At 51.8% G+C, this 26,052-nt stretch carries 31 protein-coding genes and 1 tRNA gene; 22 read left to right on the forward strand and 10 right to left on the reverse strand.

What is annotated here, in order from left to right; translation table 11 throughout:
• Window positions 1-237: 237 nt before the first annotated feature.
• Complete coding sequence (locus tag LKE13_RS09610; RefSeq protein WP_227950644.1) at window positions 238-843, reverse strand: NYN domain-containing protein; 606 nt, start codon at window positions 841-843, stop codon at window positions 238-240.
• A gap of 180 nt (window positions 844-1,023) precedes the next feature.
• Here LKE13_RS09610 and folK point away from each other — a divergent pair, with 180 nt between their 5' ends.
• The 12 genes from folK to LKE13_RS09670 all read left to right on the forward strand — a co-directional run bounded on the left by folK (window position 1,024) and on the right by LKE13_RS09670 (window position 9,944).
• Entirely contained in the window at window positions 1,024-1,542 is a 519-nt protein-coding gene (folK, locus tag LKE13_RS09615; RefSeq protein WP_227950646.1) for a 2-amino-4-hydroxy-6-hydroxymethyldihydropteridine diphosphokinase, read from the forward strand.
• Window positions 1,543-1,669: 127 nt separating this feature from the next.
• The gene (gene rpoZ, locus LKE13_RS09620; protein ID WP_321576136.1) at window positions 1,670-2,074 is read left to right on the forward strand and encodes a DNA-directed RNA polymerase subunit omega; all 405 of its coding nucleotides are present in this window, start codon (window positions 1,670-1,672) and stop codon (window positions 2,072-2,074) included.
• A 153-nt stretch (window positions 2,075-2,227) separates the two neighbouring features.
• On the forward strand, window positions 2,228-4,381 hold the full coding sequence (locus tag LKE13_RS09625; RefSeq protein ID WP_227950648.1) for a RelA/SpoT family protein: 2,154 nt from the start codon (window positions 2,228-2,230) through the stop codon (window positions 4,379-4,381).
• A 30-nt stretch (window positions 4,382-4,411) separates the two neighbouring features.
• Window positions 4,412-4,999, forward strand: coding sequence for an orotate phosphoribosyltransferase (pyrE, locus tag LKE13_RS09630; RefSeq protein WP_227950650.1), 588 nt, complete (start codon window positions 4,412-4,414; stop codon window positions 4,997-4,999).
• A gap of 22 nt (window positions 5,000-5,021) precedes the next feature.
• Entirely contained in the window at window positions 5,022-5,642 is a 621-nt protein-coding gene (locus LKE13_RS09635; RefSeq protein WP_227950653.1) for a DUF2062 domain-containing protein, read from the forward strand.
• A complete protein-coding gene (locus tag LKE13_RS09640) occupies window positions 5,639-6,379 on the forward strand; it encodes a pyridoxine 5'-phosphate synthase (RefSeq protein ID WP_227950655.1) in 741 nt (246 codons plus the stop codon). Before LKE13_RS09635 ends, LKE13_RS09640 begins: the two co-directional genes overlap by 4 nt.
• A 15-nt stretch (window positions 6,380-6,394) precedes the next feature.
• The gene (acpS, locus tag LKE13_RS09645) at window positions 6,395-6,805 is read left to right on the forward strand and encodes a holo-ACP synthase (RefSeq protein ID WP_227950658.1); all 411 of its coding nucleotides are present in this window, start codon (window positions 6,395-6,397) and stop codon (window positions 6,803-6,805) included.
• A 96-nt stretch (window positions 6,806-6,901) separates the two neighbouring features.
• The gene (lepB, locus tag LKE13_RS09650) at window positions 6,902-7,651 is read left to right on the forward strand and encodes a signal peptidase I (protein ID WP_227950661.1); all 750 of its coding nucleotides are present in this window, start codon (window positions 6,902-6,904) and stop codon (window positions 7,649-7,651) included.
• On the forward strand, window positions 7,585-8,352 hold the full coding sequence (rnc, locus tag LKE13_RS09655; protein ID WP_227950663.1) for a ribonuclease III: 768 nt from the start codon (window positions 7,585-7,587) through the stop codon (window positions 8,350-8,352). Before lepB ends, rnc begins: the two co-directional genes overlap by 67 nt.
• On the forward strand, window positions 8,345-9,265 hold the full coding sequence (gene era / locus LKE13_RS09660; RefSeq protein ID WP_227950665.1) for a GTPase Era: 921 nt from the start codon (window positions 8,345-8,347) through the stop codon (window positions 9,263-9,265). Before rnc ends, era begins: the two co-directional genes overlap by 8 nt.
• 235 nt (window positions 9,266-9,500) lie before the next feature.
• On the forward strand, window positions 9,501-9,770 hold the full coding sequence (locus LKE13_RS09665; protein ID WP_227950667.1) for a hypothetical protein: 270 nt from the start codon (window positions 9,501-9,503) through the stop codon (window positions 9,768-9,770).
• A gap of 81 nt (window positions 9,771-9,851) precedes the next feature.
• Window positions 9,852-9,944 (forward strand) — tRNA-Ser (locus tag LKE13_RS09670).
• Between the two features lie 426 nt (window positions 9,945-10,370).
• On the opposite strand, the gene LKE13_RS09675 is transcribed toward LKE13_RS09670, so the two are convergent.
• From LKE13_RS09675 to LKE13_RS18890, 3 genes are read right to left on the reverse strand one after another with little or no spacing between them, the layout of a single operon-like run.
• Window positions 10,371-11,963 (reverse strand): recombinase family protein, encoded by a 1,593-nt coding sequence (locus LKE13_RS09675; protein WP_227950669.1) that lies wholly within the window; start codon window positions 11,961-11,963, stop codon window positions 10,371-10,373.
• Window positions 11,960-12,376 carry a DUF2924 domain-containing protein gene (locus LKE13_RS09680; protein ID WP_227950745.1) on the reverse strand — a complete coding sequence of 139 codons (417 nt, stop codon included), beginning with the start codon at window positions 12,374-12,376 and terminating at the stop codon, window positions 11,960-11,962. The genes LKE13_RS09675 and LKE13_RS09680 overlap by 4 nt, the downstream gene beginning before the upstream one ends.
• The gene (locus LKE13_RS18890; protein WP_227950671.1) at window positions 12,373-12,654 is read right to left on the reverse strand and encodes a DUF3489 domain-containing protein; all 282 of its coding nucleotides are present in this window, start codon (window positions 12,652-12,654) and stop codon (window positions 12,373-12,375) included. Before LKE13_RS18890 ends, LKE13_RS09680 begins: the two co-directional genes overlap by 4 nt.
• A gap of 198 nt (window positions 12,655-12,852) precedes the next feature.
• Here LKE13_RS18890 and LKE13_RS09690 point away from each other — a divergent pair, with 198 nt between their 5' ends.
• Genes LKE13_RS09690 through LKE13_RS09700 form a run of 3 tightly spaced genes read left to right on the forward strand, consistent with a single transcriptional unit; the run spans window position 12,853 to window position 15,262 of the window.
• Window positions 12,853-14,130, forward strand: a complete 1,278-nt coding sequence (locus tag LKE13_RS09690) for a site-specific DNA-methyltransferase (RefSeq protein ID WP_227950673.1) — start codon at window positions 12,853-12,855, stop codon at window positions 14,128-14,130.
• Window positions 14,127-14,699, forward strand: a complete 573-nt coding sequence (locus tag LKE13_RS09695; protein WP_227950675.1) for a DUF5681 domain-containing protein — start codon at window positions 14,127-14,129, stop codon at window positions 14,697-14,699. The genes LKE13_RS09690 and LKE13_RS09695 overlap by 4 nt, the downstream gene beginning before the upstream one ends.
• Complete coding sequence (locus LKE13_RS09700; RefSeq protein WP_227950677.1) at window positions 14,696-15,262, forward strand: DUF5681 domain-containing protein; 567 nt, start codon at window positions 14,696-14,698, stop codon at window positions 15,260-15,262. Before LKE13_RS09695 ends, LKE13_RS09700 begins: the two co-directional genes overlap by 4 nt.
• A gap of 208 nt (window positions 15,263-15,470) precedes the next feature.
• Here LKE13_RS09700 and mgtE read toward each other — a convergent pair whose 3' ends face one another.
• Genes mgtE through LKE13_RS09720 form a run of 4 tightly spaced genes read right to left on the reverse strand, consistent with a single transcriptional unit; the run spans window position 15,471 to window position 19,874 of the window.
• On the reverse strand, window positions 15,471-16,778 hold the full coding sequence (gene mgtE / locus LKE13_RS09705) for a magnesium transporter (protein WP_227950680.1): 1,308 nt from the start codon (window positions 16,776-16,778) through the stop codon (window positions 15,471-15,473).
• Window positions 16,768-17,628, reverse strand: coding sequence for a magnesium transporter MgtE N-terminal domain-containing protein (locus tag LKE13_RS09710; RefSeq protein WP_227950747.1), 861 nt, complete (start codon window positions 17,626-17,628; stop codon window positions 16,768-16,770). The genes mgtE and LKE13_RS09710 overlap by 11 nt, the downstream gene beginning before the upstream one ends.
• A complete protein-coding gene (locus LKE13_RS09715; RefSeq protein WP_227950683.1) occupies window positions 17,621-18,460 on the reverse strand; it encodes a mechanosensitive ion channel family protein in 840 nt (279 codons plus the stop codon). The genes LKE13_RS09710 and LKE13_RS09715 overlap by 8 nt, the downstream gene beginning before the upstream one ends.
• A gap of 4 nt (window positions 18,461-18,464) precedes the next feature.
• Window positions 18,465-19,874: a hemolysin family protein gene (locus LKE13_RS09720; protein WP_227950685.1), complete on the reverse strand. Its 1,410-nt coding sequence runs from the start codon at window positions 19,872-19,874 to the stop codon at window positions 18,465-18,467.
• A gap of 145 nt (window positions 19,875-20,019) precedes the next feature.
• Between LKE13_RS09720 and LKE13_RS09725 the strand changes: the two genes are divergently transcribed.
• The 5 genes from LKE13_RS09725 to LKE13_RS09745 all read left to right on the forward strand — a co-directional run bounded on the left by LKE13_RS09725 (window position 20,020) and on the right by LKE13_RS09745 (window position 23,696).
• Entirely contained in the window at window positions 20,020-20,400 is a 381-nt protein-coding gene (locus LKE13_RS09725; RefSeq protein ID WP_227950687.1) for a hypothetical protein, read from the forward strand.
• Window positions 20,393-20,878 (forward strand): ATP-dependent zinc protease, encoded by a 486-nt coding sequence (locus LKE13_RS09730; protein WP_227950689.1) that lies wholly within the window; start codon window positions 20,393-20,395, stop codon window positions 20,876-20,878. The genes LKE13_RS09725 and LKE13_RS09730 overlap by 8 nt, the downstream gene beginning before the upstream one ends.
• Window positions 20,879-20,883: 5 nt before the next feature.
• Window positions 20,884-21,813, forward strand: a complete 930-nt coding sequence (rimK, locus tag LKE13_RS09735; RefSeq protein ID WP_227950691.1) for a 30S ribosomal protein S6--L-glutamate ligase — start codon at window positions 20,884-20,886, stop codon at window positions 21,811-21,813.
• The gene (locus tag LKE13_RS09740) at window positions 21,806-22,849 is read left to right on the forward strand and encodes a succinylglutamate desuccinylase/aspartoacylase family protein (RefSeq protein ID WP_227950693.1); all 1,044 of its coding nucleotides are present in this window, start codon (window positions 21,806-21,808) and stop codon (window positions 22,847-22,849) included. Before rimK ends, LKE13_RS09740 begins: the two co-directional genes overlap by 8 nt.
• 139 nt (window positions 22,850-22,988) lie before the next feature.
• Complete coding sequence (locus tag LKE13_RS09745; RefSeq protein ID WP_227950695.1) at window positions 22,989-23,696, forward strand: IS6 family transposase; 708 nt, start codon at window positions 22,989-22,991, stop codon at window positions 23,694-23,696.
• Between the two features lie 68 nt (window positions 23,697-23,764).
• Here LKE13_RS09745 and LKE13_RS09750 read toward each other — a convergent pair whose 3' ends face one another.
• Both LKE13_RS09750 and LKE13_RS09755 read right to left on the reverse strand, forming a co-directional pair.
• Window positions 23,765-23,908 (reverse strand): hypothetical protein, encoded by a 144-nt coding sequence (locus LKE13_RS09750; RefSeq protein WP_227950698.1) that lies wholly within the window; start codon window positions 23,906-23,908, stop codon window positions 23,765-23,767.
• Between the two features lie 164 nt (window positions 23,909-24,072).
• Window positions 24,073-24,456 carry a phasin family protein gene (locus tag LKE13_RS09755; RefSeq protein WP_227950700.1) on the reverse strand — a complete coding sequence of 128 codons (384 nt, stop codon included), beginning with the start codon at window positions 24,454-24,456 and terminating at the stop codon, window positions 24,073-24,075.
• Between the two features lie 390 nt (window positions 24,457-24,846).
• Here LKE13_RS09755 and LKE13_RS09760 point away from each other — a divergent pair, with 390 nt between their 5' ends.
• Together LKE13_RS09760 and LKE13_RS09765 are read left to right on the forward strand one after the other, a co-directional pair.
• Complete coding sequence (locus LKE13_RS09760; protein WP_227950702.1) at window positions 24,847-25,506, forward strand: class I SAM-dependent methyltransferase; 660 nt, start codon at window positions 24,847-24,849, stop codon at window positions 25,504-25,506.
• 124 nt (window positions 25,507-25,630) lie between these two features.
• Complete coding sequence (locus LKE13_RS09765) at window positions 25,631-26,020, forward strand: DUF302 domain-containing protein (protein WP_227950704.1); 390 nt, start codon at window positions 25,631-25,633, stop codon at window positions 26,018-26,020.
• The last annotated feature ends 32 nt before the right edge of the window (window positions 26,021-26,052 follow it).

The following is a 26,052-nucleotide window of genomic DNA, read 5'->3' on the forward strand; positions in this document are numbered from 1 at the left end:
TAGCTATTGCTCATAACAAAATCATACATTTACTGGTTAGATAGCGGCACTCCCTGCCCAAAGTGCCGACTATATTGTAAACGTATTCTGGTGCTTCGTTCCACGAAAAAATGCGTTATTTGCGATGATGACTGGCAGGAAAGTGCCGTAACAGGTGTGAGGGAAATTTCTGTAAAAGTCGCTGAAGAGTTGAAAAAAATCTCAGTAGTGGATTGATTGCATTGAGGGAGTCGCCGGTCAGGCGATTTCCTCGGCGTCTTCATAGGGTTCAAAATCGCCCGGATACTCTTCATAGTCGCGGTCGGGTTTCTGCCCGGCGGCGCGGCCGACTTTTTTCTCCAAGTCTTTCAACTCAATAAAGAAATCCGCCTGCCGACGGAGTTCATCGGCGATCATTGGCGGCTGTGACTTGACCGTGCTGACGACGGTAACACGAACGCCTTGACGCTGGATTGATTCAACCAGACGCCGGAAATCGCCATCACCAGAGAAGAGCACCGCATGGTCGATATGCTTCGCCAGTTCCATCATGTCGATGGCCAGCTCGATATCCATATTGCCTTTGTATTTGCGTCGACCTGTCGAATCCGTGAACTCCTTCGTCGGTTTGGTGACCATGGTATAACCGTTATAGTCGAGCCAATCGACGAGGGGACGAATGGGAGAATATTCCTGATCTTCAATCAGCGCGGTATAGTACAAAGCACGGACCAGACGACCTTGAGTGGCGAATTCGCCGAGTAATCTTTTATAATCGATGTCAAAACCGAGTGCACGGGCTGCCGCATACAAGTTGGAACCATCGATGAAAAGAGCTATTCGCTCTTCAGAATAAAAAGGCATTACCAGATCCGCATTTAGTATTATAAATTATTCTTTGGGTGTTCGCTTTCGCTCCCTAATCTTTCATCAATAGCAAAATTATTTGAAATTCTCTAGATAAGAATTTCATGTCTTCGTGGTGATTGTGATGAAATAATGCGAAAACCAAGGTGTTTTCATGGTTTTTGAGGAAAATTTTCAGTGATATTGATTGGTTTAGGGGCAAATATGCCACATCCGGACTATGGCGATCCGCTAAATACGCTGACCGAGGTGGTGTGCCGACTTCGCAAAATCCTTTGTGTTACGCATCAGTCCAGCTGGTATCGCTCTGCCCCCGTTCCGATGTCTGATCAACCGTGGTTTGTGAATGCCGTGCTCGCCATTGAGACAGAAATGTCCGAAAATGAGCTGTTACAAACTCTGCACAAAACAGAGCGTGATTTTGGCCGCATTCGCCGCGACCGGTGGGAGGCGAGGGTGCTCGACCTCGATCTCCTTGCCTATCATGACAGAGTGACAGAAAATCAGGTTCAGAAGGTCGGTCCCGTTCTGCCGCATCCCTATATGCAGGAGCGGGCATTTGTTCTTGCGCCGATCGATGAAATTGCCCCTAAATGGCGGCATCCGGTGAGTGGTTTTCTGGCTTCGGAATTGCTTGAAAGGCTCCCCTCTGGGCAGGCGTTTGACGTCATTGGCGTGGAGGATAAATCTCGCTGATGCGAAAAAGCGACTAAATGGCCTGAAAGTGGCATATTCTGGCGACTTTTTATGTCAGTTTAACTTGCTATCCGCGACGCAAACGCATATGTAATAAACAAATCACAGACAATTGGAGTTACTGTAAATGGCACGCGTCACTGTTGAAGATTGCGTTGAAAGAGTTCCGAACCGTTTTGAGATCGTTCTGCTGGCGGCCCGTCGGGCACGGGAAATCGCTGCGGGCTCGATGCTGACCGTTGATCGGGACAATGACAAGAACCCTGTCGTTTCCCTTCGTGAAATCGGGGATGGCACGATTGATCTGGACGAATTGAAAGAAAATCTTGTGCATTCGCTGCAACGCCGCGTTGAGGTTGATGAGCCCGAAGAAGACAACATGGCCGCTTTGATGAGCGCCAGTAACGAATGGGCCGGTGTTATTCAGGAAAACACTGCCGTTGATACATTTTCAGCCGATGAAGTTGGGGCAACGGACGGGGACGCGCCGGCAGCAGAAACGAATGCCGATGAACCCCAAGCTGAGAACTGATTACAACACAGGTAAAACCCGGCATTTACAACTCGCATATGAGACGGAAATGCCGGGATCGGCGAGTTTGAGTATCAAAGCAGATTGCACTGGATTTTTCAGTATTATTTGTCAGCAGGAGGGGAGCGGCAGTTGCCGATCCTGTAATCGCTGATGCTTCGTCAGGTTGAACTTGTTGATCGCGTTTTAAGTTATGATCCGCAAGCCGATGAGGATCTTCTCAATCGGGCATATATTTTCACTATCAAAACCCATGGGAGCCAGGTGCGAGCCTCGGGCGATCCCTACTTTTCCCATCCCATTGAAGTTGCCGGTATTCTGACCGAGTTGAAGCTTGATACCGCCACCATCGTGACAGCCCTTTTGCATGACACGATTGAGGATACAGTTGCTACGAAAGAGCAGATCGAGGAGATGTTTGGCAGCGAGATTGCCGGTCTCGTCGACGGAGTGACCAAGCTCTCCCAAATCGAACTGCAGTCGGATCAGACCAAGCAGGGAGAGAATTTCCGTAAGCTACTTCTGGCGATGTCTAACGATATCCGCGTGCTTTTGGTTAAGCTGGCGGACCGGCTGCATAACATGCGGACCCTGCATTTCATTAAAAATCCGGAGAAGCGCAAGCGTATTGCCACCGAGACGATGGAGATTTATGCCCCACTCGCAGAGCGGATTGGTATGCAAGGCTTTCGGGATGATCTGGAAGATCTCGCCTTTATTGAACTCAATAGCGAGGCGCGGAATTCGATTAAGCGACGGCTCGAATATCTGCGCGCGGAAGGTGAAGATCTGGTCGAGCGGATCGTCGATACTCTGGAACAGGACGTCAAGTCGGAGGGGGTCGAAGCTGAAATCTACGGCCGGGAAAAACGGTTTTACTCGATCTGGCGCAAGATGGAGAAAAACAATGTCTCCTTCGAGCAGTTGGCCGATATCATCGCCTTTCGCGTCGTCGTGGAAACGGTAGAAGATTGTTATCATGTGCTTGGCATCTTGCATGCTAAATATTCCATGGTCCCGGGTCGCTTCAAGGACTACATCTCCATCCCGAAGCGCAATAACTACCGTTCCCTCCATACGACAGTTATTGGGCCGGAAAAACAGCGTATCGAGATACAGATCCGTACAAGAGAAATGCATGAGACGAACGAGTATGGCGTTGCAGCGCATTGGCAATACAAGGAAAACCTCCAGAATGTGAAGGAAGGCAAGCAGTATCGCTGGCTTCGCGAATTGCTGGAAATTCTGGAAAATACGGTCGATCCGGACGAGTTTCTGGAGCATACCAAACTCAGCATGTTTCAGGATCAGGTGTTCTGCTTCACCCCTAAGGGCGACCTGATTTCCTTGCCTTCAGGCAGCAGCCCCGTCGATTTTGCCTATGCGGTTCATACAGATGTTGGCAACACTTGCGTCGGTGCCAAGATCAACAGCCGTCAGGTGCCGCTCAGGACGCCACTCAGAAACGGCGACCAGGTCGAAATACTGCGATCCAAAAACCAGACGCCGTCGCCAACATGGGAAAGCTTTGTTGTCAGTGGTAAGGCACGATCAGCCATTCGTCGGTTCACCCGGATGAAGCAGCGCGGCCAGTATATCGAGCTTGGTAAGGCTATTGCGGAAAAGGCTTTTCGCGTTGAAGGAAAACGGTTTGCGGAGAAGGCATTGCAGACCGCTGTTAAAGTATGGAATCAGGAAAGTACAGCCGATGTCTATTCCATGCTGGGCGACGGATCTCGCACCGGCAGGCAGTTAATTGATGTCATCTTTCCCGGGGAGGTCCGTAAGCCCGAGGAAGACAATGTCGTTCCGCTCACACAGAGGAAATCCAAATCAGCCACGAAGAATAAGTCACATTCGATTCCCATTCGCGGTCTGATCCCCGGCATGGCCATGCATCTTGCGGGGTGTTGCCATCCGCTCCCCGGTGACCGCATCGTTGGGATCGTGAGTACGGGGCGCGGGGTGACGATCCATACCATCGATTGCGATACGCTCGAACAGTTCGTCGAGGTGCCGGAGCGCTGGCTCGACGTCAGTTGGGATGAAGAAAATCAACAAGCCGCACTTCCCGTTGGGCGCATTTCGATTATTATGGCGAACGAGCCCGGTGCACTTTCCGGGGTTACATCGACGATTGCGTCTAATAACGGCAACATAAACAATTTATCTATCGTCAATCGTAGTCAGGATTTTTTTGAAATGCTGATCGATATTCAGGTCAAGGATGTTCGTCATCTGACCAATATAATCGCGGCACTGCGGGCTGATCCGGTGATCAGCTCCGTGGAAAGATCAGCTGGTTAGTATAACCAGGCCTAAAAAGAAGAGGGAAGTATGAAAGAGGAAGAAATCCTGTCCCATTTCAGGGAAACGAATGCCTTGCTGGAAGGACATTTCCTGTTGAGCTCGGGCTTGCATTCTGATCGTTACCTGCAATGCGCTAAGGTGTTGATGTATCCGGATCGCGCTGAGGCGCTCTGCCGGGCGCTGGCGGATAAGGTCGATGAGGCCCTTGGCGAGAAGGCCGCCGATATCGTTGTGGCGCCTGCCATGGGCGGCATAATCGTCGGATATGAACTGGCACGGCAACTCGGCGTTCCCGGCATTTTCACTGAACGGGAAAATGGAGTTTTTACGTTGCGCCGCGGATTTCATCTTGAGCCGGGTGCACGGGTCATCATGTCGGAGGATATTGTCACTACAGGTAAATCCAGCCGCGAATGTATTGAGGCAATTCGCGTGGCGGGCGGGGAAGTGGTTGGCGCGACTTGCCTGATAGATCGTTCCAACGGAAGTGCCGATGTGGGCGTTCCGCTGATTTCATTGGTGAAAATGGACGTAAAAACCTATGAGGCTGATGAATTGCCGCCGGAGCTTGCCGCGACACCAGCCGTAAAACCGGGTAGCCGCAACCTCAAGTAAGTCGAGAGTGAGTGCCGTTTGAATGTTTCTCCGTCGCCAAAAGCCAACAATACTAAAAAAACTGACTGATTTTGTTTGGCCGGCGATCGGATTTCGACGCTCGTCAAAATATGTAGGCTACCGACTTGTTCGTCTCAATGGCTCTCCCTATAGCTTGGCGGCGGGCTTTGCCTTCGGGGCGGCAGTTTCCTTTACTCCCTTTGTAGGATTGCATTTTGTGCTGAGTGCGCTTCTTGCGTGGATATTCCGGGCCAGCATTTTGGCCTCCGCTCTCGGAACAGCAGTTGGCAATCCATGGACCTTCCCATTTATTTGGACAATGCTGTATCAGACGGGGCGCTGGGTTTTAGGGGACGCGCCGGGGAATGCGGAGCTTTCCGATGCCAGCTTCAAAGCATTTTTTGATGGCGTTCTTGCGGGTCATTGGGCCCATGTTTCGCATGTCTTCTATGAAGTTATTCACCCGATGCTGGTTTCTTTCCTTCCAATATCCATATTAGTCTGGATAATATTTTTCTATCCATTGCAGGCATTGATCCGTAGATTTCAGGAAAAACGGGCGCAACTAATTTTGAAGGCACGCGCCCGAAAGGCGAACAAACAGATTGCGCGCGGGAAGAAGCTGGGAGTAACAGAGAAATGAAAAAATTAAGATTAGGCGTAAATATCGATCATGTGGCAACCATCCGCAATGCGCGTGGCGGGGTTCATCCCGACCCGTTGCGGGCAGCCCGTATTGCGGAGGCCGCAGGTGCGGACGGAATTACCGCGCATTTGCGCGAAGATCGTCGCCATATCAGCGATGGTGATATAACCCGCCTTGCAAAAGAACTGACGATCCCGCTCAATTTTGAAATGGCCGCGACTGAAGAGATGCTGAAAATCGCACTCAGTCATAAGCCACATGCAAGCTGTTTGGTGCCGGAAAAGCGCGAAGAACGAACAACTGAAGGCGGCCTGGATGTTGCGGGTGGGCATAATACGCTTCAATATTATGTCGAGAGCCTCAAGGGATCGGATATACGCGTTTCCCTCTTTATTGAAGCGGACCCACGACAGATTGGAGCCGCGAAAAAGATCGGCGCGGACATTGTTGAAATTCATACAGGGGCATATTGCGACGCAGAAGACCCGGCGCAGCGGCAGGCCGAGTTTGAACGCATTCAGAAGGCGGCAGCTCTTGCGGAGGAGTATGGGCTGGAATGCCATGCCGGTCACGGCCTGACCTATGGCACTGTTAGCCCCATCGCCGCGATCCCGACAATTGTCGAGTTGAATATCGGACATTTCCTTATTGGCGAGGCGATTTTTTCCGGTCTGGAACCAGCCATGTTAAAGATGCGCAAACTGATGGACGATGCCCGTCAGGCCGTAGCCTAGGGCGGAGTAGGGGATATGTCCCGGATTATCGGCATTGGCAATGATATCATCGATATTCGGCGCATAGAAAAAACGCTGGACCGGTTCGGGGAGCGCTTTATCAATCGCATCTATACCGAGGTGGAGATCAAAAAGTCTGAACGGCGGCTTAATCGAGCGGAATCATATGCGAAAAGATACGCCGCGAAGGAGGCCTGCTCAAAGGCGCTTGGTACGGGATTTCGTCGTGGTGTGTTCTGGAAAGACATGGGGGTCGTGAACCTGCCCTCTGGGAAGCCGACAATTGCGCTCACCGGCGGTGCGCTTGCGCAGCTCATGCGGATTACACCGGCGGGGATGCGAACGGAAATTCATTTGACGATCACCGATGAGCCGCCGCAGGCGCAGGCCATTGTCCTGATTACGGCGATACCGGAAGAGGAATAGGGATAAACACGGGAATAGCGCGGGAAATCGGTTGCCTGCGCGCCTTGATCGTGCAATTGAATGTTTTTTATTGGCAATTTGTTTGGAAGAGTTTTGATGAAGGAAGAAGCGGTAAAGGCCAAAGGCGGAATCGGAGAGACTATCCGCACGGTTATCTATGCGGTCCTGATTGCAGTCGTAATCCGAACCTTCGCTTATGAGCCGTTCAAGATTCCTTCTGAATCAATGTTGCCGACTCTGATGATCGGCGATTACCTGTTCGTCTCCAAATACTCATATGGTTATAGTCGACATTCCTTCCCGTTCAGTCTTGCGCCGATTTCCGGTCGCATTTTTGAAGAATTGCCCAAACGCGGCGATGTTGCGGTGTTCAAGAAACCAATTGGTGAACAGGTTGATTATATCAAACGGATTATGGGGTTGCCGGGGGATCAATTGCAGATGATCAACGGAGTCCTTCATATCAATGGCACGGCCGTCAAGCGCGAGCGGGTGGAGGATTTTGTTGATCGGGATCGTTTCGGCAACGTCCGGCGCATTGCCCAATATCGCGAAACTTTGCCGAGTGGACGGACTTACTTCACGCTGGATGAGACGGTGCAGGGCATTATGGATAATACGGACATCTATACAGTGCCGGAAAACCATCTGTTTGCCATGGGTGACAACCGCGATAATTCCACAGATAGCCGGTTTTTGACCCATGTCGGTTATGTGCCGGTAGAAAATCTGGTTGGACGGGCCGAGATCATCTTTATGTCGCTTGATGGTTCTGCCGAATGGTACGAGATATGGAAGTATCCTTCTGCCATCCGCTGGAACCGGATTTTCAATTCCCTAAGCTGATGTCTTGCCCGGCAAAAAACCCTGAGGAACTGTCGGTCCTGCTGGGGCATGAGTTTAAGGATTTAGGCCTTCTAAAGGCGGCAGTGACGCATTCATCCTTGATTAAGGGAAAAGGAAGGAAAGCCGAGGGCGAGGATTACGACCGTCTTGAATTTCTCGGTGATCGTGTTCTTGGTCTGGTCATCAGTGAGGAGCTTTTCCGTCGCTTTGAAACGGCGGAGGCCGGGCAGCTTTCCCGCCGTTACAATGCGCAAGTTCGCCGCGAGACATTGGCGGAAATTGCCTTGGATATGTGCCTTCAGGACTATATCCATATGGCCGGGGATCTTGCCGCTTCAGGTGGGCGGGAAAATCCGTCCATTCTGGAAGATGTGATGGAGGCTGTGATTGCCGCGCTATATCTTGACGGAGGGTTTCAGGCAGCGCGGAAATTCATAAAATCTAAATGGTGGCCGCGCTTCGATCATAAGGATGCGTCAAAGAAAGATGCGAAATCAGCCCTTCAGGAATGGCTGGCCAAGACCGGAAAGCCATTGCCGTGTTATTCGATTGTCGAGGAAATGGGACCAGATCATGACCGTCACTTCAAGGTGAAGGTCGAGGTTCCCAATTTCCCGCCAGCGATGGGATCGGCTTCATCAAAACGGGCGGCCGAACAAAAGGCCGCCGCGAAAATGCTAAAGGAACTAAAAGGTGAGTGAACAACAGACGGGCAAGGAACCAACACGGTGCGGCTATGTCGCTCTTGTCGGTGCACCGAATGCCGGTAAATCGACCCTGCTCAATCAGTTGGTAGGCGCTAAAATCGCTATCGTCACGCCAAAGGTGCAGACAACTCGCTCCCGTGTCACGGCAATCGCCCTGGAAGGGAACAGCCAGATTATCTTTGTTGATACACCCGGTATCTTCAAACCATCCCGCCGGTTGGAAAAGGCAATGGTTGATGCCGCCTGGAGCGGAGCGGAGGATGCAGACCGGGTCGTCCTGATCATAGATGCCGTGAAAGGAATTTCTGCGGATGTGGAGCGCATTATCGCGGGCCTTGAGAAAAGCGGACGCCGCGCACACGTCATCCTCAACAAAATTGATATCCTGAAACGGGATAGTCTGCTTGCGCTCGCGCAATCTCTGTCCGAGCGGGGCATCTTCGATGAGATATATATGCTCTCCGCGCTGACCGGTGACGGGGTCGCCGATTTGCGGGCCGCTCTCGCAACCGAAATGCCGGAAGGTCCGTGGCTCTACCCGGAGGATCAGCTTGCCATCGCGCCGATGCGCCAGCTTGCAGCGGAGGTTACCCGCGAAAAGCTATTCATGCGTCTCAATCAGGAGCTTCCCTATTCACTGACCGTAGAAACCGAAAGTTGGGAGGAGAGAAAAGACGGCTCCGTCAAGATCCAGCAGGTGGTCTATGTGTCGCGTGCCAACCACAAGCCGATTGTGCTGGGTAAGGGCGGGCAGACGATTAAGAAAGTTGGGGCGCTCGCCCGTGAAGATCTGGAAGAAATGCTCGAACGGCGGGTTCATTTATTTCTCTTCATTAAGGTTCGTGAGAAATGGCTCGACGATCCGGAACGTTACCGTGAGATGGGCCTTGATTTTCCCAAGGATTGATTGAAGCGCTGCGCTTTGACACCTGTTTGTGGCAGTTTTCCACCGTTTTAGCCGCCACCGGATAGCTTCACGCCGCGTCGCTATTTGTGAAGCTTTAATGAACATGGTTAAAAAATTTCCGGTGGAAACAAAATATTAACTAAATCCCCTACATCATGCGACTTGAGAAGAAGCTAATTCTTCTCGTGAGTGTAATTACTTATCTAGCTAATCAATTGAATATGGGGATATGAAGATGGCTAAGCGTGATGTAAATTTTATAGAGAAGAACCTGAAAAGTGCCGATGAGGGCATACCTGACGAACAGTTTCGAGCCGGCTTGCTTTTCTCGACCGGAAATGGCGTGCCACAGGATCTGGTGACGGCACATAAATGGTTTAATCTGGCCGCGATGAATGGCATTGAAGAAGCCCGTGAAATCCGCGCGGAGATTTCCCTCGACATGTCGGCACAGGAAATTTCCAAGGCACAGAAAATGGCGCGCGAATGGATCATGGGCCGATAGCCGGGCAATCCATAAAAACCTGTAAAAAATTGCAACTAAACTCTTTGACAGACAGCCAAAATCTGCCATATTGCCGCCTCCGGTGAGCTGGCCGAGTGGCTGAAGGCGCTCCCCTGCTAAGGGAGTATGGGGTTTATAGCTCCATCGAGGGTTCGAATCCCTCGCTCACCGCCACCCACCCCTGATAATTCGTCTCTGTTCTTGCCTGGCGGCGTAACCGCCTGTAACAGGGCGATATTTCGCCACCAATCCCTTTCCTGGCATCGTCTCCGGACCGTCAGATATCGGTTATTCGGTGGCCAATTGCCATCCCGTCTCTGCCGGTTTGATGGTAGGGTGAGTTTTATAAGAACATGCCGTTAACAGGGAATTTTTTATAAAAACGGCGGCTAACAGGGTAAAATCAGAGTTCCTTCGCGCAAAAGAAAATATTTTATGACGTAAAATCAGCGACATACAGGTCAGTTTCGCCACTTTCCTGTTATTCGCCATAACAGGGTGATTTTAGGCCATAACAGGCCCTGTTATTGCGATTAACAGGGCGTTTTAAGCCTGTTAACAGGTGATTTAAGGAATTTCCTTTAGGACCTGGAACTGATTTTATAGCGTGCTTACAACCCCGAACTTGCGCCGCTGATCGGACCAGAGGAGCGGGATCTCGTTCTTCATCAATAGAGCCAGTGTAAGGTGGTCGGGCTGACGTCCGGTGAGGATGATTTGCTGGATATCGGGTGCGAGAAACGCAAGACGCACCAGATTGCGTTTCCAGGGGGAGGTGGGGGCTGTCTGCAGGACGGGGCTTTTCCCTGAATCCCGATCCAGTATTGCATGCGCGTTTCGGAGCGCTCTGATCAAAGAGGGATCCGGCTGTAGCGTATTTCTGTCGCCGGCGAGGATGTCTGTTCGTCCCCCGCGCGTCTGCATCCGCCAGGGCAGGGTCAACCGCAGGCATTTCGATTCTGCCGGATCCGGACGCACCCGCTCGCCAGTCGCAAGGTTGCCGTTGATCTTGTTAAGATATTTGAGCGGGATCAGAAGTTCGACGCATCTGATATGAATCTCGATGGAACTTATAAGCTCAAACGGTTCCACCTGCAGATCGGGAAGAAGACGGGTCAGTGTTTTGATCAACCGACGTTCAAGCGTTGCCGCCGAGACACGCCGCGGCGCAGCATCTCCCGGGTCTTTCTTTGCCCCACGCTGCAAAGAGGCGGACACATAATAGCGATAAAGCTTACCGCTGCGCCCATAGGCGAAGGTCGGGGACATTGGTTGTCCGTCCGTATCAAAAATACGGCCAGCAAGCGGTGACTTGGCAACGCTCTTTCCAGTTACCTTGCGACGTCGGCCGTTCTCATCCAGCTGTGCCTGCACCGCCTCGAACAGCACTGTATCGATGATGGCCTCATGCAGCCCGGGATGAGATTGATCCTTATGAGGAACCTCTCCTAGATAGACACGGCTGCGGAGCAGATGATACAGCGCCCCACGGCTGAAGGGCTGGCCTCCGATGGTTCTTCCTTTCAGCGTCACCCGGGTCTTTGATCGAATGTCTTTGGCATCCAGCTCTCTTACCAAGGCGTGGACGGATTTGAGCTGCAGATATCTCTCAAAGATCATGTGTACAGTGTCGGCTTCTGCGTCATTAACCCGCAAGCTATGGGAGCCGGCTTCCGGCAGATCATAGCCGAGCGGCGGACTGCCGCCCATCCACATGCCCTTCTTCTTGGAGGCGGCAATCTTGTCGCGGATCCGCTCCCCGGTGACTTCCCGTTCAAACTGGGCAAAAGAGAGCAGCACATTGAGGGTCAGCCGTCCCATGCTGGAGGTGGTGTTGAAGGATTGGGTGACACTGACAAAACTGACGTCATGTTGCTCGAAGAGCTCCACCATGCGGGCAAAGTCCGCAAGTGAACGGGTCAACCGGTCTATCTTGTAGACGACGACAATGTCGATCTTTCCTATTGAGATATCGCTGAGCAGTTTTTGAAGCCCGGGACGTTCCATAGTACCACCGGAATAGCCGCCATCGTCATAGCGACCGGGGAGGGGCCGCCAGCCTTCACTGTTCTGGCTCTTGATATAAGCCTCACAGGCTTCATGCTGGGCATCGAGACTGTTGAAGCTTTGCTCGAGCCCTTCCTCGGAGCTCTTGCGGGTATAAATGGCGCAGCGTTTTACGGGCGGCTTCATTGTCCGTTCTCCCGCAGTCCGAAGAAGCGCGGCCCGTTCCAGCGGGTCCCGGTCGCGGCGCGGGCAATGGCGGAGAGGCTTGGATAGGTCATGCCGTCCCAGCAAAAGCCATCCGCCTTGACCACAACCTCGATCTGCCGGCCCTGCCAGTCCCGCCGCAGGATGGCCCCGTCACCAAGCGCGTGGCCTTCGGGCGCAACGGCCCCGCGCCGGCGCAGCAAACGGCGTGTCTCGGGCGAGAGGCCGCCCAGAGCTTCCGCCTGCAGGCGCCAGGCCAGCATCAGGCGGAGTAGCTCCTCGGAACGCAGCTTTGGCGGTGGCCCGACGCGCGCGGCCCACAATTTACGCAGATCACGTAATCCGAGCACCTCCAATGACCTGATCTCTGCATCAAGTTCGGAAACGCTTTTCATTGCGGATCTCCGATCCGGTATCGGCGGACGCCGTCGATCTTCTCTGACGTTATCGCATGTCCCTTCTTCTTCAGCGTACCCGCGATTGCACCGCGTACTGAATGCGCCTGCCAGCCAGTAGCGGTGCACAGCTCATCCAGAGTGGCGCCCTCCTTCTGTCGGAGATGAGAGATCATCCGGTCAAGTTTGGACGGTGTGGTTGTTCTGGCTTTGCAAGCCGCTGGATTGTTTGCTTTGCCCTGTTTGCGGTTGGATGAATTGGGCGTTTGGGATGTCATAGTTTGTCCTCCTGGTGTCGGTCGGATATATTCCGTTCCTACCGACAACAGCCCGGCAAACGGGCATAGCGACAGTGACGCTCCTTTCACCAGCGAAGTCCAGACTTTCTCCCCGGTTGAGGGCTATAAAGGTTGGCAGCAGTTGGATTCTTCTCTAAAATACTACATATGGTGTAATTACGTCGTTGGATATACGAGATGAGCAAAGAGTCAGCCCTTGAAAACCCGTTGAGCGTGATCTATCGCCCGGTCGGTGACCTGGTGCCGGATCCCCGGAATGCGCGCACCCATTCAAAAAAGCAGATCGAGCAGATCAGAGCCTCGATTGAGGCGTTCGGCTTTACCAACCCGATCCTCGCCGATCCGGAAGGTCAACTGATTGCGGGGCACGGACGATTGCTTGCAGTTAAGGCGATGGGCCTGAATGAAGTGCCGGTGATTACCCTCACGGGTCTTACCGAAACCCAGATACGCGCCCTCCGGCTGGCCGATAACAAGATCGCCCTCAATGCCGGCTGGGATCTCGAGATCCTGAAACAGGAACTTACTGAGCTCACCACAATAGATGTCGATATAGATGCAACCCTGACCGGGTTCTCAACGGGCGAGATCGATGTGATCCTGGAGGGGCAGGATGATCCCGACGATGAGGTTATTCCAGCCGTTCCGGAAACCCCGCGCACCAAAGCAGGGGATATCTGGATATTGGGGGATCACCGCATTGGCTGCGGGGACGGCCGGGATCTCGCTTTCTTGAAAAGAGTGGTTGGTACAGATGCACAAGTTGACGCAGCCTTCCTGGATCCGCCCTATAATGTCCGGATTAGCGGACATGCCAACACCAGCGATCGACATCGGGAGTTCGCCATGGCGTCCGGCGAGATGAGTGAGACGGAATTCCGGACTTTCCTTAAAGAGACACTGGGTGCCTGCAAAACTGTCTCCCGGGATGGGGCCGTTCACTTTGTCTGCATGGACTGGCGGCATATGGAGGATGTAACCGCTGTTGCTCATGATATTTATGGCGCCCTCCTTAATCTCTGCATCTGGAACAAATCCAATGCCGGCATGGGCTCGCTGTACCGCTCCAAACATGAACTGGTCTTTGTCTATCGGGTCGGGGAGGCGACGCATCTCAATATGGTGGAGCTTGGCAAACATGGCCGTAACCGGACCAATGTCTGGGATTATGCCTCGGTCAATTCCTTCCGGGGCAGCCGGCGGGAGGATCTGGCGCTGCATCCCACCGTCAAGCCGACGGGGATGGTGGCAGACGCCATCAAGGATGTGACCAAGCACGGCGATCTTGTCCTTGATATATTTCTGGGATCGGGCACGACCCTGATGGCCGCCGAGCGGGCAGGGCGCCGCTTCCGCGGTGTCGAGATTGATCCGGCCTATGTCGATGTCGCCCTTGAGCGTTGGTCTGCCCTGACAGGCAAGGAGCCACGCCTTGAAGTGAGAGAGGGGCAATGACGGACAAACCAACGAGAGGCAATCCGCCCGTCTCGGGGCGGTTCAAGAAGGGCCAGAGCGGGAACCTCAAGGGCCGCCCGAAATCGACAGCTGAGACTCCCAAAACGTCCGCCCTGGAAGTGATCCTGGACAAGACGCTGATAGTCACTCGAAACGGAATGCCGCGAGAGATCACCATGGAAGAGGCATTGCAGCAACAGACCCTCCAGCAGGCTCTTGACGGGAACCGCTCGGCGCAGCGCGAGGTGCTGAAGTGGATTGCAAAACGAGACAAATACTTTGCAGCAGAGAACCAGCGGAAATCTCCGCAAGTGGTGACGCAAAGGATAACAACAGATCCCGCCAATGCGGATGAGGCCCTGTTGCTCCTTGAAATTACAGCCCTTGATCCGAGGCGTCAGGACTATAAGAGTGATCGCCCTCAGATGCTGCTGGAGCCCTGGTCGGTGCAGGCAGCGTTGAGCCGGCGCCGGGGAGGTATGAAACTAACCGAAAAGGATGTCGCCGATATCCGTCGCTGTACACGGGATCCGGATAGTCTTCGTTGGCCAAAAGGGATAGAAGAATGATCGGTGATGGAGATTGCGATGATAGTAAGGCGGGGTATAAGAAGCCACCTGTCGCGACGCGATTTAAGAAGGGCCAGAGCGGAAATCCAAAGGGTCGTCCGAGGGGCCGTCACAGGGAAGCGCCCTATCAGGCGGTACTGGGCCAGCTGGTGACGATCCGGGAGGAAGGCGTTGAGCGGAAAGTCACAGCAGCGGAAGCATTCATGCTGCAGCTTGCCAAGCGCGGGCTGGAGGGGGATATATCAGCTGCGCGCTACACCATGGCAGCAATCGATGCGGGGAAGGATGCGCAGCTGGTTGACGTCAATGATTTAACCGGGATTGTCGTGGAACTCGTCTCTCCCGGAAGTGTCAACACCGCCTTGCAACCATTGCGCGTGGCGAAAAAACTCGACAAATACCGAAAGACAGCGCGCATGGCGTTGGAGCCCTGGATTGTCGAGGCCGCCCTCGAACGCCTCGGCGAACGGCGTCTTACCCGGGAGGAGCAGCGCACCGTTATGAAAGCAACACGGACGCCCTGGAAGGTCAACTGGCCTGACTGGTGGGAGGAGAGGCCGTAGGGCGGTCAGGCTCATAACCTGAAGGTCGTAGGTTCAAATCCTACCCCCGCAACCAACTAAATCAATAGCTTAGTCGCGATTTTGACAGGCCCCCACCAGGACCACGACCTAACAAGTCGAGAAGAATTCAAGCTTCAGAGAGATGCCGCATTGGTCGAGTGGCAGCAACTTAGTGCGGCATGATTGGAGCGGCTGACTGATTTTATCGTCAAAGCATCGATGATAACAGGGTCGCAATTCCAAGGAAGGAAAAGAACCCTGCTATGTCAGTGACGGTTGTCAATACAATTGATGAAGCAACTGCCGGGTCCTGACCCAACTTGGTCAAGACAATCGGGACAACGGCCCCGGCAAAACCTGCGGCGACCATTGCCAAGACCATAGACAGCATTATGACCAAAACAAGCCCCAATGAACCACTCCAGAAAAACACCCCAATTCCGCATGTAACGGCCACTGCCAATCCATTTACTAAACCTACATTTAATTCCTTAAACATAACCCGCAATCCTTGGCTTGTGGAAATCTCACGTAACGCCAAGCCGCGCATGGTCACTGCCAGAGCTTGAGCGCCAGCGTTACCTGATTGACCTGCGACGACAGGAAGGAGAACCGCCAGAGCCGTGAATTGGGCGATAGTATTTTCAAACAATCCAACGACAGCGGCGGCCATAAAAGCCGTCAGCAGATTGATCTGCAACCACGGTAACCGTCGACGTACAGCAAAAAGCGGTTTCGATAGCGCTCGCTCATCCTTACTTGCGCCAACCATTGTCTGGATGTCTGCCGTAGCGTCCTCTTGAATGGTGTCAACCAAAGCTGTGTGTTGTACAATACCTATCAAAACGCCGTTCAGATCGACGACAGGCAGATCAGCAAGACGATCCCGCTCAAGCAATTCGACAACCTCATCCTGCGATGACAGAGGATTGACATAGGCGGTCACCGGATGGGCCAAGTCTTGCAGGCGCTCATCCGCGTTGGCAATAGCTATGTCTTGAATAGAAACCTTTTCGGTGAGACGGTTTTCTTCGTCGACCAAGAACAGGCTTCGGGAGTTCTTTGTTCTACGCTCTCGCAATTGATTAATGGCCTCTGATGCCGTTGTCGTCATTCGAAAAGTCGCATCGAGGGGGTTCATCAACCGACCGGCGCTACCCTCGGGATAGCTTATTAGTTTTTTAAGATCTTCAGAAACCCTGACATCCAATTGCGACAAATACCGATCGCGATCGGATTCAGGCAGGGACGCGAGCAACAATGCGGCCTCATTGGGTAAAAGTTCAGACAACAGTTCCGTCGCACGTTTGTCAGGAAGCTTGCTGAGTAATCGGGTAGCAACTGGTGTTATTAACCGGCGCCAAACCGGAACCAAGACTTCGACGCGCTGTCGTGTTAGAGCAATCGCGGCCTCTTCAACTGGCAAAGATTCAAGAAGACGTGCGGCATCCCAAGGATGATCAAGCAGGAAGCGACGCTCCAGTGGCTCGATGGCGGCATCTATATTACCTGTCATGACTGGTCTCCAAATCTGTTATAGGTTCTTGAATTTTGGCAGAGTTTAAAATCAAACCAAGCAGTCCTACAAAAGCAACAAAACATCCACCGATGAGATGCGTCAGAATTGAATCTGACTTAACGCCCGGAGAGTTCCGTTGCGCGGCGACAATGCCCTGACGGGCCAGGCTATGCGACAATGTTCCAAGAAAATTACCTTTTCGGCCCACAACTGCGAGACCTGCATGGTCATCCCAAAAGGGAGAATCAATAATCGAGGCCAAAGTGGCCCGGTTGGATATCGTCGGCGCACCGGTTTTAATCAGGTCCTTCAATACTGCTTTGCTATCATTCTGGATGAGCCGCGATATCCGAATTACCCCAACGAAACGATGTGCATCATCAACAATGAATAATTCATCTCCTTCAGGACGCGTTTTCCGTTTCGCATATTTTAAAGCATCCGCAACCGTGCGCGATTGCGGCAAAGGTGATATACGCTGGTTCATCCAGGCCCCCACGGAATCCCTGGGATGTCTGAGCGATTTTTTGAAATCTCTCGCAAGATCTTCTGGTAAGGCATCCAAAACGGCGCTGCGATTTTCATCGTTCATTATCCGCAGAACACTTGCTGCGTCCAAAAACGACATGGTGCGCAAGATAAGAACAACCCGATCCGTTTCGAGTTGGATGACACATTGTGCGGCAGCAAAAGGCGTCATGCGACCCAAGGCCAGAGCGCTTGCATAGCCGGGCAGGACGTTAATCAGGGCACTTGCATCATCTGTCGACAGATTTTCGAGGACTCGGGCGGCAGCGCTGGGGTTGCGTTCGATGAACGCAACACTTAAGGGAGGGGCGTTAGACATCAACAAAATCCTCCGCTTTAAGTGTAATTTTTTTATGGAAATACGCTTCGCCTGGTACAGTCGATCGGCCCCCGGACGTTTCCAGGACAACTCCCGTCGACGTGAATTCCAGAACTTCACCTTCATCACCCCCGATTGCGAGAACCTGGCCGGGTGAATATTGTTGTTGCAGGTAGCGAGCTCCTATCAGGTTGGCTGCCAGTGGGCGCGCACCTAAACCAAATGCAAGTGCTATTCCGCCCATGACCGCAGCCATGAATATGGCAATAATGACAATCAAGAAGGTGACGTCGATGCCAACCTGTTCTATGGCAATAATGCCGGCTGTCAGGAGGATGGCCCATTGCGCAAAAGCACCGATCAATTCCCCCTGATGAACGGCCATGGAAGATAATGTCGTTGCGACAAGATCACGAACGGCGGCACCGAGCAGATAGCCAACAATGACAATCAACACACCGCCAAGAACACGCGGTAGATACCCAAAGATGACGGCCAGCCACGAAGAAAAAGTGTCGAAGTTAGCAACATCGGCGGCAAGTGTGATCGTAAAGACGATGGTCAGCCAATAAACCACATTTCCGATCATCTGGGCTGACCTTGGAGATAAACGAAAACTAGCGAGGCGGCCGGTGGGCATTATAGTTTCGAACAACCGATTCATTCCGTCACTCATCTTTATTGACGTTGCACGCAGGACCCGTGCGACCGCCCATCCCGCCACCAGCAAAATAATGGCCCCCAAAAGCCCGGGCAACGCAGTGATGAGATCACTTAGCAACTCCATACTCGCGGTCTTGACATTCGCAAACCAATTTGATGCGTCTTCCATATGTTTATCCTCCTTTAAGGGGCGGGGGGCTAGATTTGAGATCACCTGTACTCGCGTCAGCGATTTCCAGTAATTTCGCTTCCGAATTCAGATCGCTAGAATCCAACGCCTCCGTCATCGTCTCAATTCGGATTTTTTCGACATGACGGTCTTTCATCGCCAATACAGTAAACTTAAACTCTCCAATATTGACGGTGTCTCCGTTGACGGGCAGGCGGGAAAGCTCGCTCATAATCAGGCCGGAGATCGTATTCATGGTCATCAGCTCATCGACTTGAAAACTAGTTTCCCGTTCAAGATCTGCAAGAGGTGCCAGACCGTGAGCTTCCCAATGCGTTTTTTTCCAGACAATGGGGTATACCGGTTCAACCTTGTCAGTCTCATCCGAAATCTCACCAACGATCTCTTCGAGCAAGTCCTCCAGTGTTACCACGCCGGAAAAGGCGCCATATTCATCAATCACGCACGCCATGTGCGAGCGTTCCTCACGCATCATGTCAAACATTTCTGTAACCTTGAGGGATTCCGGAACGGCGAGCGGATCGCGACAATAAGCCTCTAAATTCTGCCAAGGCGCTTGTGTTCCGTCAATAACGGCATTTATCAAATCGCGCACCAAGACAACGCCGATAAGATCATCCAACTCACCTTTCAAGACGGGAAACCGGGAGTATTGACTCTTTCGAATTACATTGAGGTTGCGTTCATCCGATGCGTCCAGTCGCAACACCTGGGTTTCAAGACGCGGAATCATCACACGCTCGACGGTGCGCTCATCAAACTGGAACAAATTATGTAACATTGCTGCGCGTTCGGCTGCCACTTCGCCATGCTCGGCGGAGACATGGATTAATCCTCGCAATTCATCGCTTGTCAGAACATCCGCATGGCTTGCTTCACGGACATTCATTGATCGCAGTATTGCGCGTGACGACCAGTTTAGTAGCCAGCTCAAGGGGAAAATTACTCGGTAAAACCAATGCAGCGGATACGCCAGCAGCATAGCGATGGATTCGGCTTTTCGAATTGCATATGTTTTTGGCACCTGCTCACCGACAACGATATGTAGTGACGAAAAGACTATAAATCCGACCACAAAGGAGATTGTATGCAGAGTTTCCGCGGACAAATCCAACGGATTAAGGACAGGCGTTAAAAGAGCGGCAACGGCCGGTTCTCCCAGCCAACCCAAACCGAGCGAGGCCATCGTGATCCCGAGTTGGCAGGCTGATAAATACGCATCAATATCACTTTTGATGAAAAGCGTCAGTCGGGCCGTTTTGTTGCCTGCGCGCGCTTTCGGCTCAATTCGAAAATTTCGCGCCGAGACCAGCGCAAACTCAGCCGCAACGAAAAAGGCATTGGCAGCAAGTAACGCAACAATGGCGGCGGCTTGATAGGCAATGGAGCTCAATTGAAAATCCCCTGTTATATAAAAATATACCATATAACTAAATATTTTTTACCTATAAGGAAAGAAAATTTTGCAATTTGTTATTTTATGCTTATGCTGACTAGAGAGTTTGAACAGCAAGTTGATATGACTGGGAGAGGGTTTAGTGTCGGGTAGTTTGGATTATTCAAATGCGGATGTTGTTGATCGATTGGTCTCACTTTATGATCATTCATTTGGCGGAAAACCGCGGGGCCGCTATCGCATTTCCATGAAATTGATGTGCCGAATTGTGAACCAGCGGCGATTATGGCCGGAGCAAATCGAGGCGATAAGGCGCGGTTTGTATGAAACCGGGCATATTTTGATCGATCTTGGAACTTATTTTGTTGTCGTTAACCAGCGAACTTTTTCCAGCTATCGGCGATTGAACGAAGCCAGCATAGCGACCCTCGAGGATGCGCTTGCAGGCGAGATATCCGGCGAGCTTGAGGATGAAACGTCAGACGAATCTGAGAATTCTGCTCAGGACGCTTCGGGTGACTAGCTTGAAACCACACAATGATAAAATGGTTATCGGGTGGCGCGAGTGGGTCACTTTCCCCGGCCTACTGGAAGAAGCTGTGAAAGCCAAGATAGATAGCGGGGCCAGGACATCTGCGGTTCATGCCGTTGATATTCAAACCTTCACGGAACGCGGTGCGCCCCATGTTTCCTTTGTTCTTTATCCAGTGCAGAGACGTCGGGAGCCAGCCGTCAAATGTATTGCGGAAGTCCGTGACGAGCGTGAAATAATGAGTTCAACCGGCCATCGCCACCCACGTTATGTCATTGAAATCGACGTTTGCTTGGGGGGCACGACCTGGCCAATTGAAGTGACGCTAGCCGACCGTGCGCTTATGGGCTTTCGATTGCTGCTTGGGCGCCAGGCTTTAAAGGGTGGTTTCTGGATCGATCCGAGCCGCTCGTTCATCGCAACCCGTAATTCTTCTGGAATTGCAGCCAGATACACTAACGAAAGGTGAGATCTATGAAAATCGCTCTACTTTGTCGAAATGCTGAGCTGTATTCACATAAACGCTTGATCGAAGCAGCTGAAGCGCGAGGCCATCAAGTTGATGTCATTAATCATCTGCGTTGCTATATCGACATTGCGTCTGGTGATCCTGAAATTCATTACAAGGGGGAATCACTTAAAGGCTATGATGCGGTTATTCCCCGTATTGGCGCCTCAGTTACTTTTTTTGGGACTGCTGTTCTAAGGCAGTTCGAAATGATGGACGTCTATCCGGTTAACGAGTCAGTAGGCATTTCACGATCGCGCGACAAATTGCGCAGTATGCAGTTGTTATCTCGTGAGAATATCGGTTTGCCGGTAACCGTTTTTGCCCACCGCACCTCGGATGCCTCGGAGTTGCTCAAGCTTGCGGGAGGGGCTCCGGTCATTATCAAACTTTTGGAAGGAACTCAGGGTATCGGCGTTGTTTTGGGTGAAACCCCGAAAGCCGCAGAAAGTATTGTCCAGGCATTTGGCGGTACGAACACTAATATCCTCGTGCAGCAATTTGTCAAAGAGGCTAATGGTGAAGATATACGCTGCATCGTGGTTGGTGATAAGGTTGTGGCGTCCATGATCCGGCGTGGTGTGGAGGGCGACTTCCGGTCAAATTTGCATCGTGGTGGTACGGCAGAGGCGATCAAAATTACAGCCGCTGAAAGATCAACCGCCCTTAAATCGGCCAAGGCGATGGGACTAAACGTATGTGGCGTTGATATGTTGCGATCAAACAATGGACCAGTCGTGATGGAAGTAAATTCTTCCCCTGGGTTGGAGGGCGTTGAGAAAGCCACTGGTATTGATGTTGCAACGAAGATTGTCGAATTTATTGAAAAAAATGCCAAAGCCGGCCGAACTCAGACAAAAGGCAGAAAAATCCGAAGGAGCCCAAAGATTGCGTGAACCTTTCGAAATAGCCGGCGAAACGATTCCCGCGGGTCAGCGGCGGATTGTTGATATCCCACTCAGCATGATGTCGGACCACACCCCGGCAACATTATCCGTCCAGGTTATTCACGGAAAGCGCAATGGGCCGACAATTTTTGTTAGTGCGGCAATTCATGGCGACGAAGTCCTTGGTGTCGAAATTATTCGCCGCCTAGGCCGACTTGCGGCTCTGCGCCGTATTTCAGGCACCTTGTTGCTGGTGCCAATCGTAAACTCTTTCGGCTTTATTGGCCATAGCCGATATTTGCCTGATCGTCGTGATCTTAACCGATCGTTTCCCGGAAATATCAATGGGTCGTTGGCATCACGTCTTGCTCATCTATTTCTTAACGAAGTGGTTCAACGGAGTGATTGCGGCATTGATTTGCACACGGCCGCGTTACATCGCAACAACCTGCCTCAAGTTCGTGTCGACCTAAAAGACAAGAAGGCACGTAATTTGGCTGAAGCATTTGAACCGCCTTTCATTCTAAACTCATCCTTGAGAGAGGGATCCATGCGAGCCGCAGCTAGTCAGCTTGGCGTCCCCGTTGTGCTCTTTGAGGCAGGCGAGGCGCTGAGGTATAGCGAGTTCGCCGTTCGTGTAGGCGTTGCCGGTACTATGAAAGTCTTACGGCAAATGGATATGATCGCGAAAAGCGCTGTTCGGAGCGAAAAAAAGAAAGCCAGAAAAACACCAATTGCGACGAAGAGTGGGTGGTTGCGGGCGGCGGACGGTGGCCTTTTGCGCACGCGACACGATATCGGTGACTTTGTCCAAGAAGGTGATGTACTTGGTTTGATTTCTGATCCTTTCGGCGATCGGGAAACCAAGGTGCTTGCGACCAAAGATGGATTGATCATCGGCACCGCGACAATACCTTTGGTAAACCAGGGGGATGCTTTGTTTCATATCGCCTTTTTGACTAAGGCCGCAGCATCTGGCGCTTCGATTGACGCCATTGAAGGAGAAATCGAAAGCAATCCGATATTTGAATATGACGATCTATAACATGATCCAAAGGGGTACTGTCAGAAGAAATTATCTTGATGGGAATTTGTTCGTCAATTAGCTTTCGAGCAGGCTTTGTCAGGGTACTGTCAGAAGAAAACTGCTTGATGGGGTTTTGCTCGTCGACTAGCTTCCGAGCATGACAAAACAGAATCCATTTCGCTATTTCAAGACATCGCCTGAGATCATCCGGCTGGCGGTGATGATGTATATTCGGTTTCCACTTTCTTTACGAAATGTCGAAGACCTTCTTCATGAACGCGGCATCGATATCTGTCATGAAACAGTTCGCTATTGGTGGAACAAATTTGGCCCACTGTTCGCTAGAGAAATACGTAAGAAACGGATCAATCGACCTCAAAATTATTCAAACTGGAAATGGCATCTCGATGAGGTCTTTGTGAAGATCAATGGCGAAACCCATTATCTATGGCGTGCAGTCGACCACGAGGGAGAAGTGCTGGAGGCCTTTGTTTCTAAACGCCGCGATCGCAAAGCCGCTTTGAAATTCCTCAAGAAAATCATGAAACGGTGCGGAAAACCTCGTGTCATTGTCACAGATAGATTACGTTCTTATCGTGCCGCTATGACTTTGATTGGGAACAAAGAGATCCAGGAAACTGGGCGTTGGAAGAACAATCGTTGTGAAAACTCCCACCTGCCATTTCGACGAAGAGAGCAGGCGATGCTACAATTCAGGCGCCTGCGAAGTTTGCAGAAATTCGTCTCAATCCATTCTTCAATTCATAATCACTTCAACCATGAGCGCCACCTAAACAACAGAGAAACATTCAAGCTTCAAAGAAATGCCGCACTGGCCGAGTGGCAGCAACTCTGCGCGGCATAATAAGAGCCACTTTAGTGCCATTCTACGTCATGCGGAGACGCGGTCGCATTCGTCTGACAGCACCACTGTCAGGCATCTGTCACCTTGAATACGTCTTTATCCAAGTCGACGAGGGCAAGATTGGCTCCACGCCGCGTTATTTCTTCCGCCATTTTCCGCCCCAGTCCTCGTGCAGAACCCGCTATGACATCCGTCTTGCCATCTAAATCCATTATACTTCTCGTAAAGACTTGTCGTTACGTGATTTCGGGCTGTACCCGAGTGATCTTTTCGCATCCACGCAAGTACTTTCATATACAATCTTCGAAATGCCAGAAGCCGTAACTTGCTGACGATTGTGATGCTCATGCAGCGTATGGGAATTACTTCAGCAACCTCAGTCTTTCCGGTCTTGCTTCTGACCGTCTTCCGCTTCGCCTGGAGTCCCTTGTTGACCCAGAGCCTTTTGGCTGAGCTCAGCCATCTCAGTAATCTCGCGCTGATAATCTTCAACCGTTTTCTTGAAGAAATCTGAGTAGGCGGCATTCAATTCCGCCGGATTGGTGCAAGTCGTGAGTTGCTGCAGTAATGCGGCGTCTTTCTTGAACCGCTTCGTCAGAAAGGCCGTCCATTGCTGGTTCATCTCCAGCCAAACCGCAACGGGATTACCGCCGGACGCCGAGACTTCGTTCATTTTCGGCATAAAAGCATTCAACATCGCAGCCGGATCAAACCCGGAAGGTTGCGAGGAAATGCCAGCGTCTTGTGGTTTTTTGGGCATGACTAATTCCGCTCTCGTGCTAGTTCAGGATAAATTAACCATATTTTACGCCCCTTGGTTTAAACGGCATTGACTCAGATCAATCATTTACTCGAATGGGTGCTACATCGCTTTTGAACATCAAAGCCGCATTTTCCTTAGCTTGCTGCAAGAAAGACATTTCAGCCACCTAATCATTTTTCCTTGCCGCTCTTCTGACACATCCGGTTTTTGTGGATTGTACTAAAATGACAAAGGCACTGTCGGCATTGCGCATTTTTTAGGAGCTCTTACTTGCAAATATGAGAAGATACCAATATGCCGTTAATAGTATACATCTGTAGGGAGCGGTCTGTATTCTCTCCGCACCGGGGGGCGACATTTTTTAGCGATAAAGGAGAGGCGGGACAAATGAGCGATGGCATTGACGGGACGGAAACTGGTGGCGCTGTCGGAACATCTTCTGAGCGCCGGACTACATGGGATGAGCGCTACGCCGCGCCCGGCTTCTTGTTTGGAACCGCGCCAAGTGCATTTCTCGTAGAACAGAAGAATTATCTTGTCCCGGATACAACGGCTCTGGCGGTTGCTGATGGTGAGGGGAGGAACTCCGTTTTTCTCGCTGAATGCGGTCTTAAGGTAACTGCCATGGATGCCTCTGAGGTGGCCGTCGAGAAGGCACGTGCCCTCGCAGACGCGCATGGTGTCTCTGTTGATTTTCATAAAGCTGACATTTTTGACTGGGACTGGTCTGCTACTACCTATGATTTTGTGGTTGGTATTTTCATCCAGTTTTTATCTCCGGATGATCGCAAGGCGGTTTTTGCTGGAATGAAGAGAGCGCTGAAGCCGGGTGGCGTCCTCCTGCTTCATGGTTACCGGCCTGCGCAAGTCGATTATGGTACCGGAGGGCCGCCCCACCGGGAAAACATGTACACCGAAGCCTACTTGCGCGAGGCGTTCGATGACATGGAGATTCTTCGTCTCGCATCCTATGACCGCGAAATCGCCGAAGGAACAGGACATGCCGGTATGTCTGCCCTCATTGATCTTGTCGCTCGCAAGCGTTAGATAATCCATGTGCGCGCTGCCCAGTGTTATCGGTGCCTTCACTGCCGGGGCCGCTGACTGACGCCGAAAGCAAGGACGAAGGCATGAGCAACTTTCTAAAGGACCTCAGAAGGAGGATAAACTTATGACCTATTATTTTGCCAAAACGGTCTCCGGCAAGAACTTCGACGATGTGATCGTTCAGGTGACCGACGCTTTGAAGGACGCGGGCTTCGGTATCCTGACCGAGGTCGATGTGCGGGCGACGATGAAGAAAAAGATCGGAGAGGATTTTCGGGATTATTGCATTCTTGGAGCCTGCAACCCGCAGCTGGCGCATCAAGCGCTGCTGGCCGAGGATAAAATCGGTACGATGCTTCCATGTAATGTTATCGTCCAAGCCACTGAAAATGGTGACATCGAAGTGGCTGCCGTCGATCCGGCGGCCTCGATGCAGGCGGTTGATAACCCTGAACTGGCACACATTGCTGAGACTGTTGGTGACAAGCTCAAACAGGTTATCGACAGGCTCTGACGGCGTGTCAGAATGAAGACGCGTCATAGAGC

This window comes from Sneathiella sp. HT1-7, assembly GCF_020731145.1.
In the GTDB taxonomy this organism is placed as follows: domain Bacteria; phylum Pseudomonadota; class Alphaproteobacteria; order Sneathiellales; family Sneathiellaceae; genus Sneathiella.

Coding starts and splice junctions, on each gene's coding strand:
- LKE13_RS09610 (WP_227950644.1), bottom strand. CDS start 843: ATGCCTTTTTATTCTGAAGAGCGAATAGCTCTTTTCATCGATGGTTCC.
- rpoZ (WP_321576136.1), top strand. CDS start 1,670: ATGGCACGCGTCACTGTTGAAGATTGCGTTGAAAGAGTTCCGAACCGT.
- LKE13_RS09625 (WP_227950648.1), top strand. CDS start 2,228: ATGCTTCGTCAGGTTGAACTTGTTGATCGCGTTTTAAGTTATGATCCG.
- pyrE (WP_227950650.1), top strand. CDS start 4,412: ATGAAAGAGGAAGAAATCCTGTCCCATTTCAGGGAAACGAATGCCTTG.
- LKE13_RS09635 (WP_227950653.1), top strand. CDS start 5,022: ATGTTTCTCCGTCGCCAAAAGCCAACAATACTAAAAAAACTGACTGAT.
- LKE13_RS09640 (WP_227950655.1), top strand. CDS start 5,639: ATGAAAAAATTAAGATTAGGCGTAAATATCGATCATGTGGCAACCATC.
- acpS (WP_227950658.1), top strand. CDS start 6,395: ATGTCCCGGATTATCGGCATTGGCAATGATATCATCGATATTCGGCGC.
- lepB (WP_227950661.1), top strand. CDS start 6,902: ATGAAGGAAGAAGCGGTAAAGGCCAAAGGCGGAATCGGAGAGACTATC.
- rnc (WP_227950663.1), top strand. CDS start 7,585: ATGGTACGAGATATGGAAGTATCCTTCTGCCATCCGCTGGAACCGGAT.
- LKE13_RS09665 (WP_227950667.1), top strand. CDS start 9,501: ATGGCTAAGCGTGATGTAAATTTTATAGAGAAGAACCTGAAAAGTGCC.
- LKE13_RS09675 (WP_227950669.1), bottom strand. CDS start 11,963: ATGAAGCCGCCCGTAAAACGCTGCGCCATTTATACCCGCAAGAGCTCC.
- LKE13_RS09680 (WP_227950745.1), bottom strand. CDS start 12,376: ATGAAAAGCGTTTCCGAACTTGATGCAGAGATCAGGTCATTGGAGGTG.
- LKE13_RS18890 (WP_227950671.1), bottom strand. CDS start 12,654: ATGACATCCCAAACGCCCAATTCATCCAACCGCAAACAGGGCAAAGCA.
- LKE13_RS09690 (WP_227950673.1), top strand. CDS start 12,853: ATGAGCAAAGAGTCAGCCCTTGAAAACCCGTTGAGCGTGATCTATCGC.
- LKE13_RS09695 (WP_227950675.1), top strand. CDS start 14,127: ATGACGGACAAACCAACGAGAGGCAATCCGCCCGTCTCGGGGCGGTTC.
- LKE13_RS09700 (WP_227950677.1), top strand. CDS start 14,696: ATGATCGGTGATGGAGATTGCGATGATAGTAAGGCGGGGTATAAGAAG.
- mgtE (WP_227950680.1), bottom strand. CDS start 16,778: ATGACAGGTAATATAGATGCCGCCATCGAGCCACTGGAGCGTCGCTTC.
- LKE13_RS09710 (WP_227950747.1), bottom strand. CDS start 17,628: ATGTCTAACGCCCCTCCCTTAAGTGTTGCGTTCATCGAACGCAACCCC.
- LKE13_RS09715 (WP_227950683.1), bottom strand. CDS start 18,460: ATGGAAGACGCATCAAATTGGTTTGCGAATGTCAAGACCGCGAGTATG.
- rimK (WP_227950691.1), top strand. CDS start 20,884: ATGAAAATCGCTCTACTTTGTCGAAATGCTGAGCTGTATTCACATAAA.
- LKE13_RS09745 (WP_227950695.1), top strand. CDS start 22,989: ATGACAAAACAGAATCCATTTCGCTATTTCAAGACATCGCCTGAGATC.
- LKE13_RS09750 (WP_227950698.1), bottom strand. CDS start 23,908: ATGGATTTAGATGGCAAGACGGATGTCATAGCGGGTTCTGCACGAGGA.
- LKE13_RS09755 (WP_227950700.1), bottom strand. CDS start 24,456: ATGCCCAAAAAACCACAAGACGCTGGCATTTCCTCGCAACCTTCCGGG.
- LKE13_RS09760 (WP_227950702.1), top strand. CDS start 24,847: ATGAGCGATGGCATTGACGGGACGGAAACTGGTGGCGCTGTCGGAACA.
- LKE13_RS09765 (WP_227950704.1), top strand. CDS start 25,631: ATGACCTATTATTTTGCCAAAACGGTCTCCGGCAAGAACTTCGACGAT.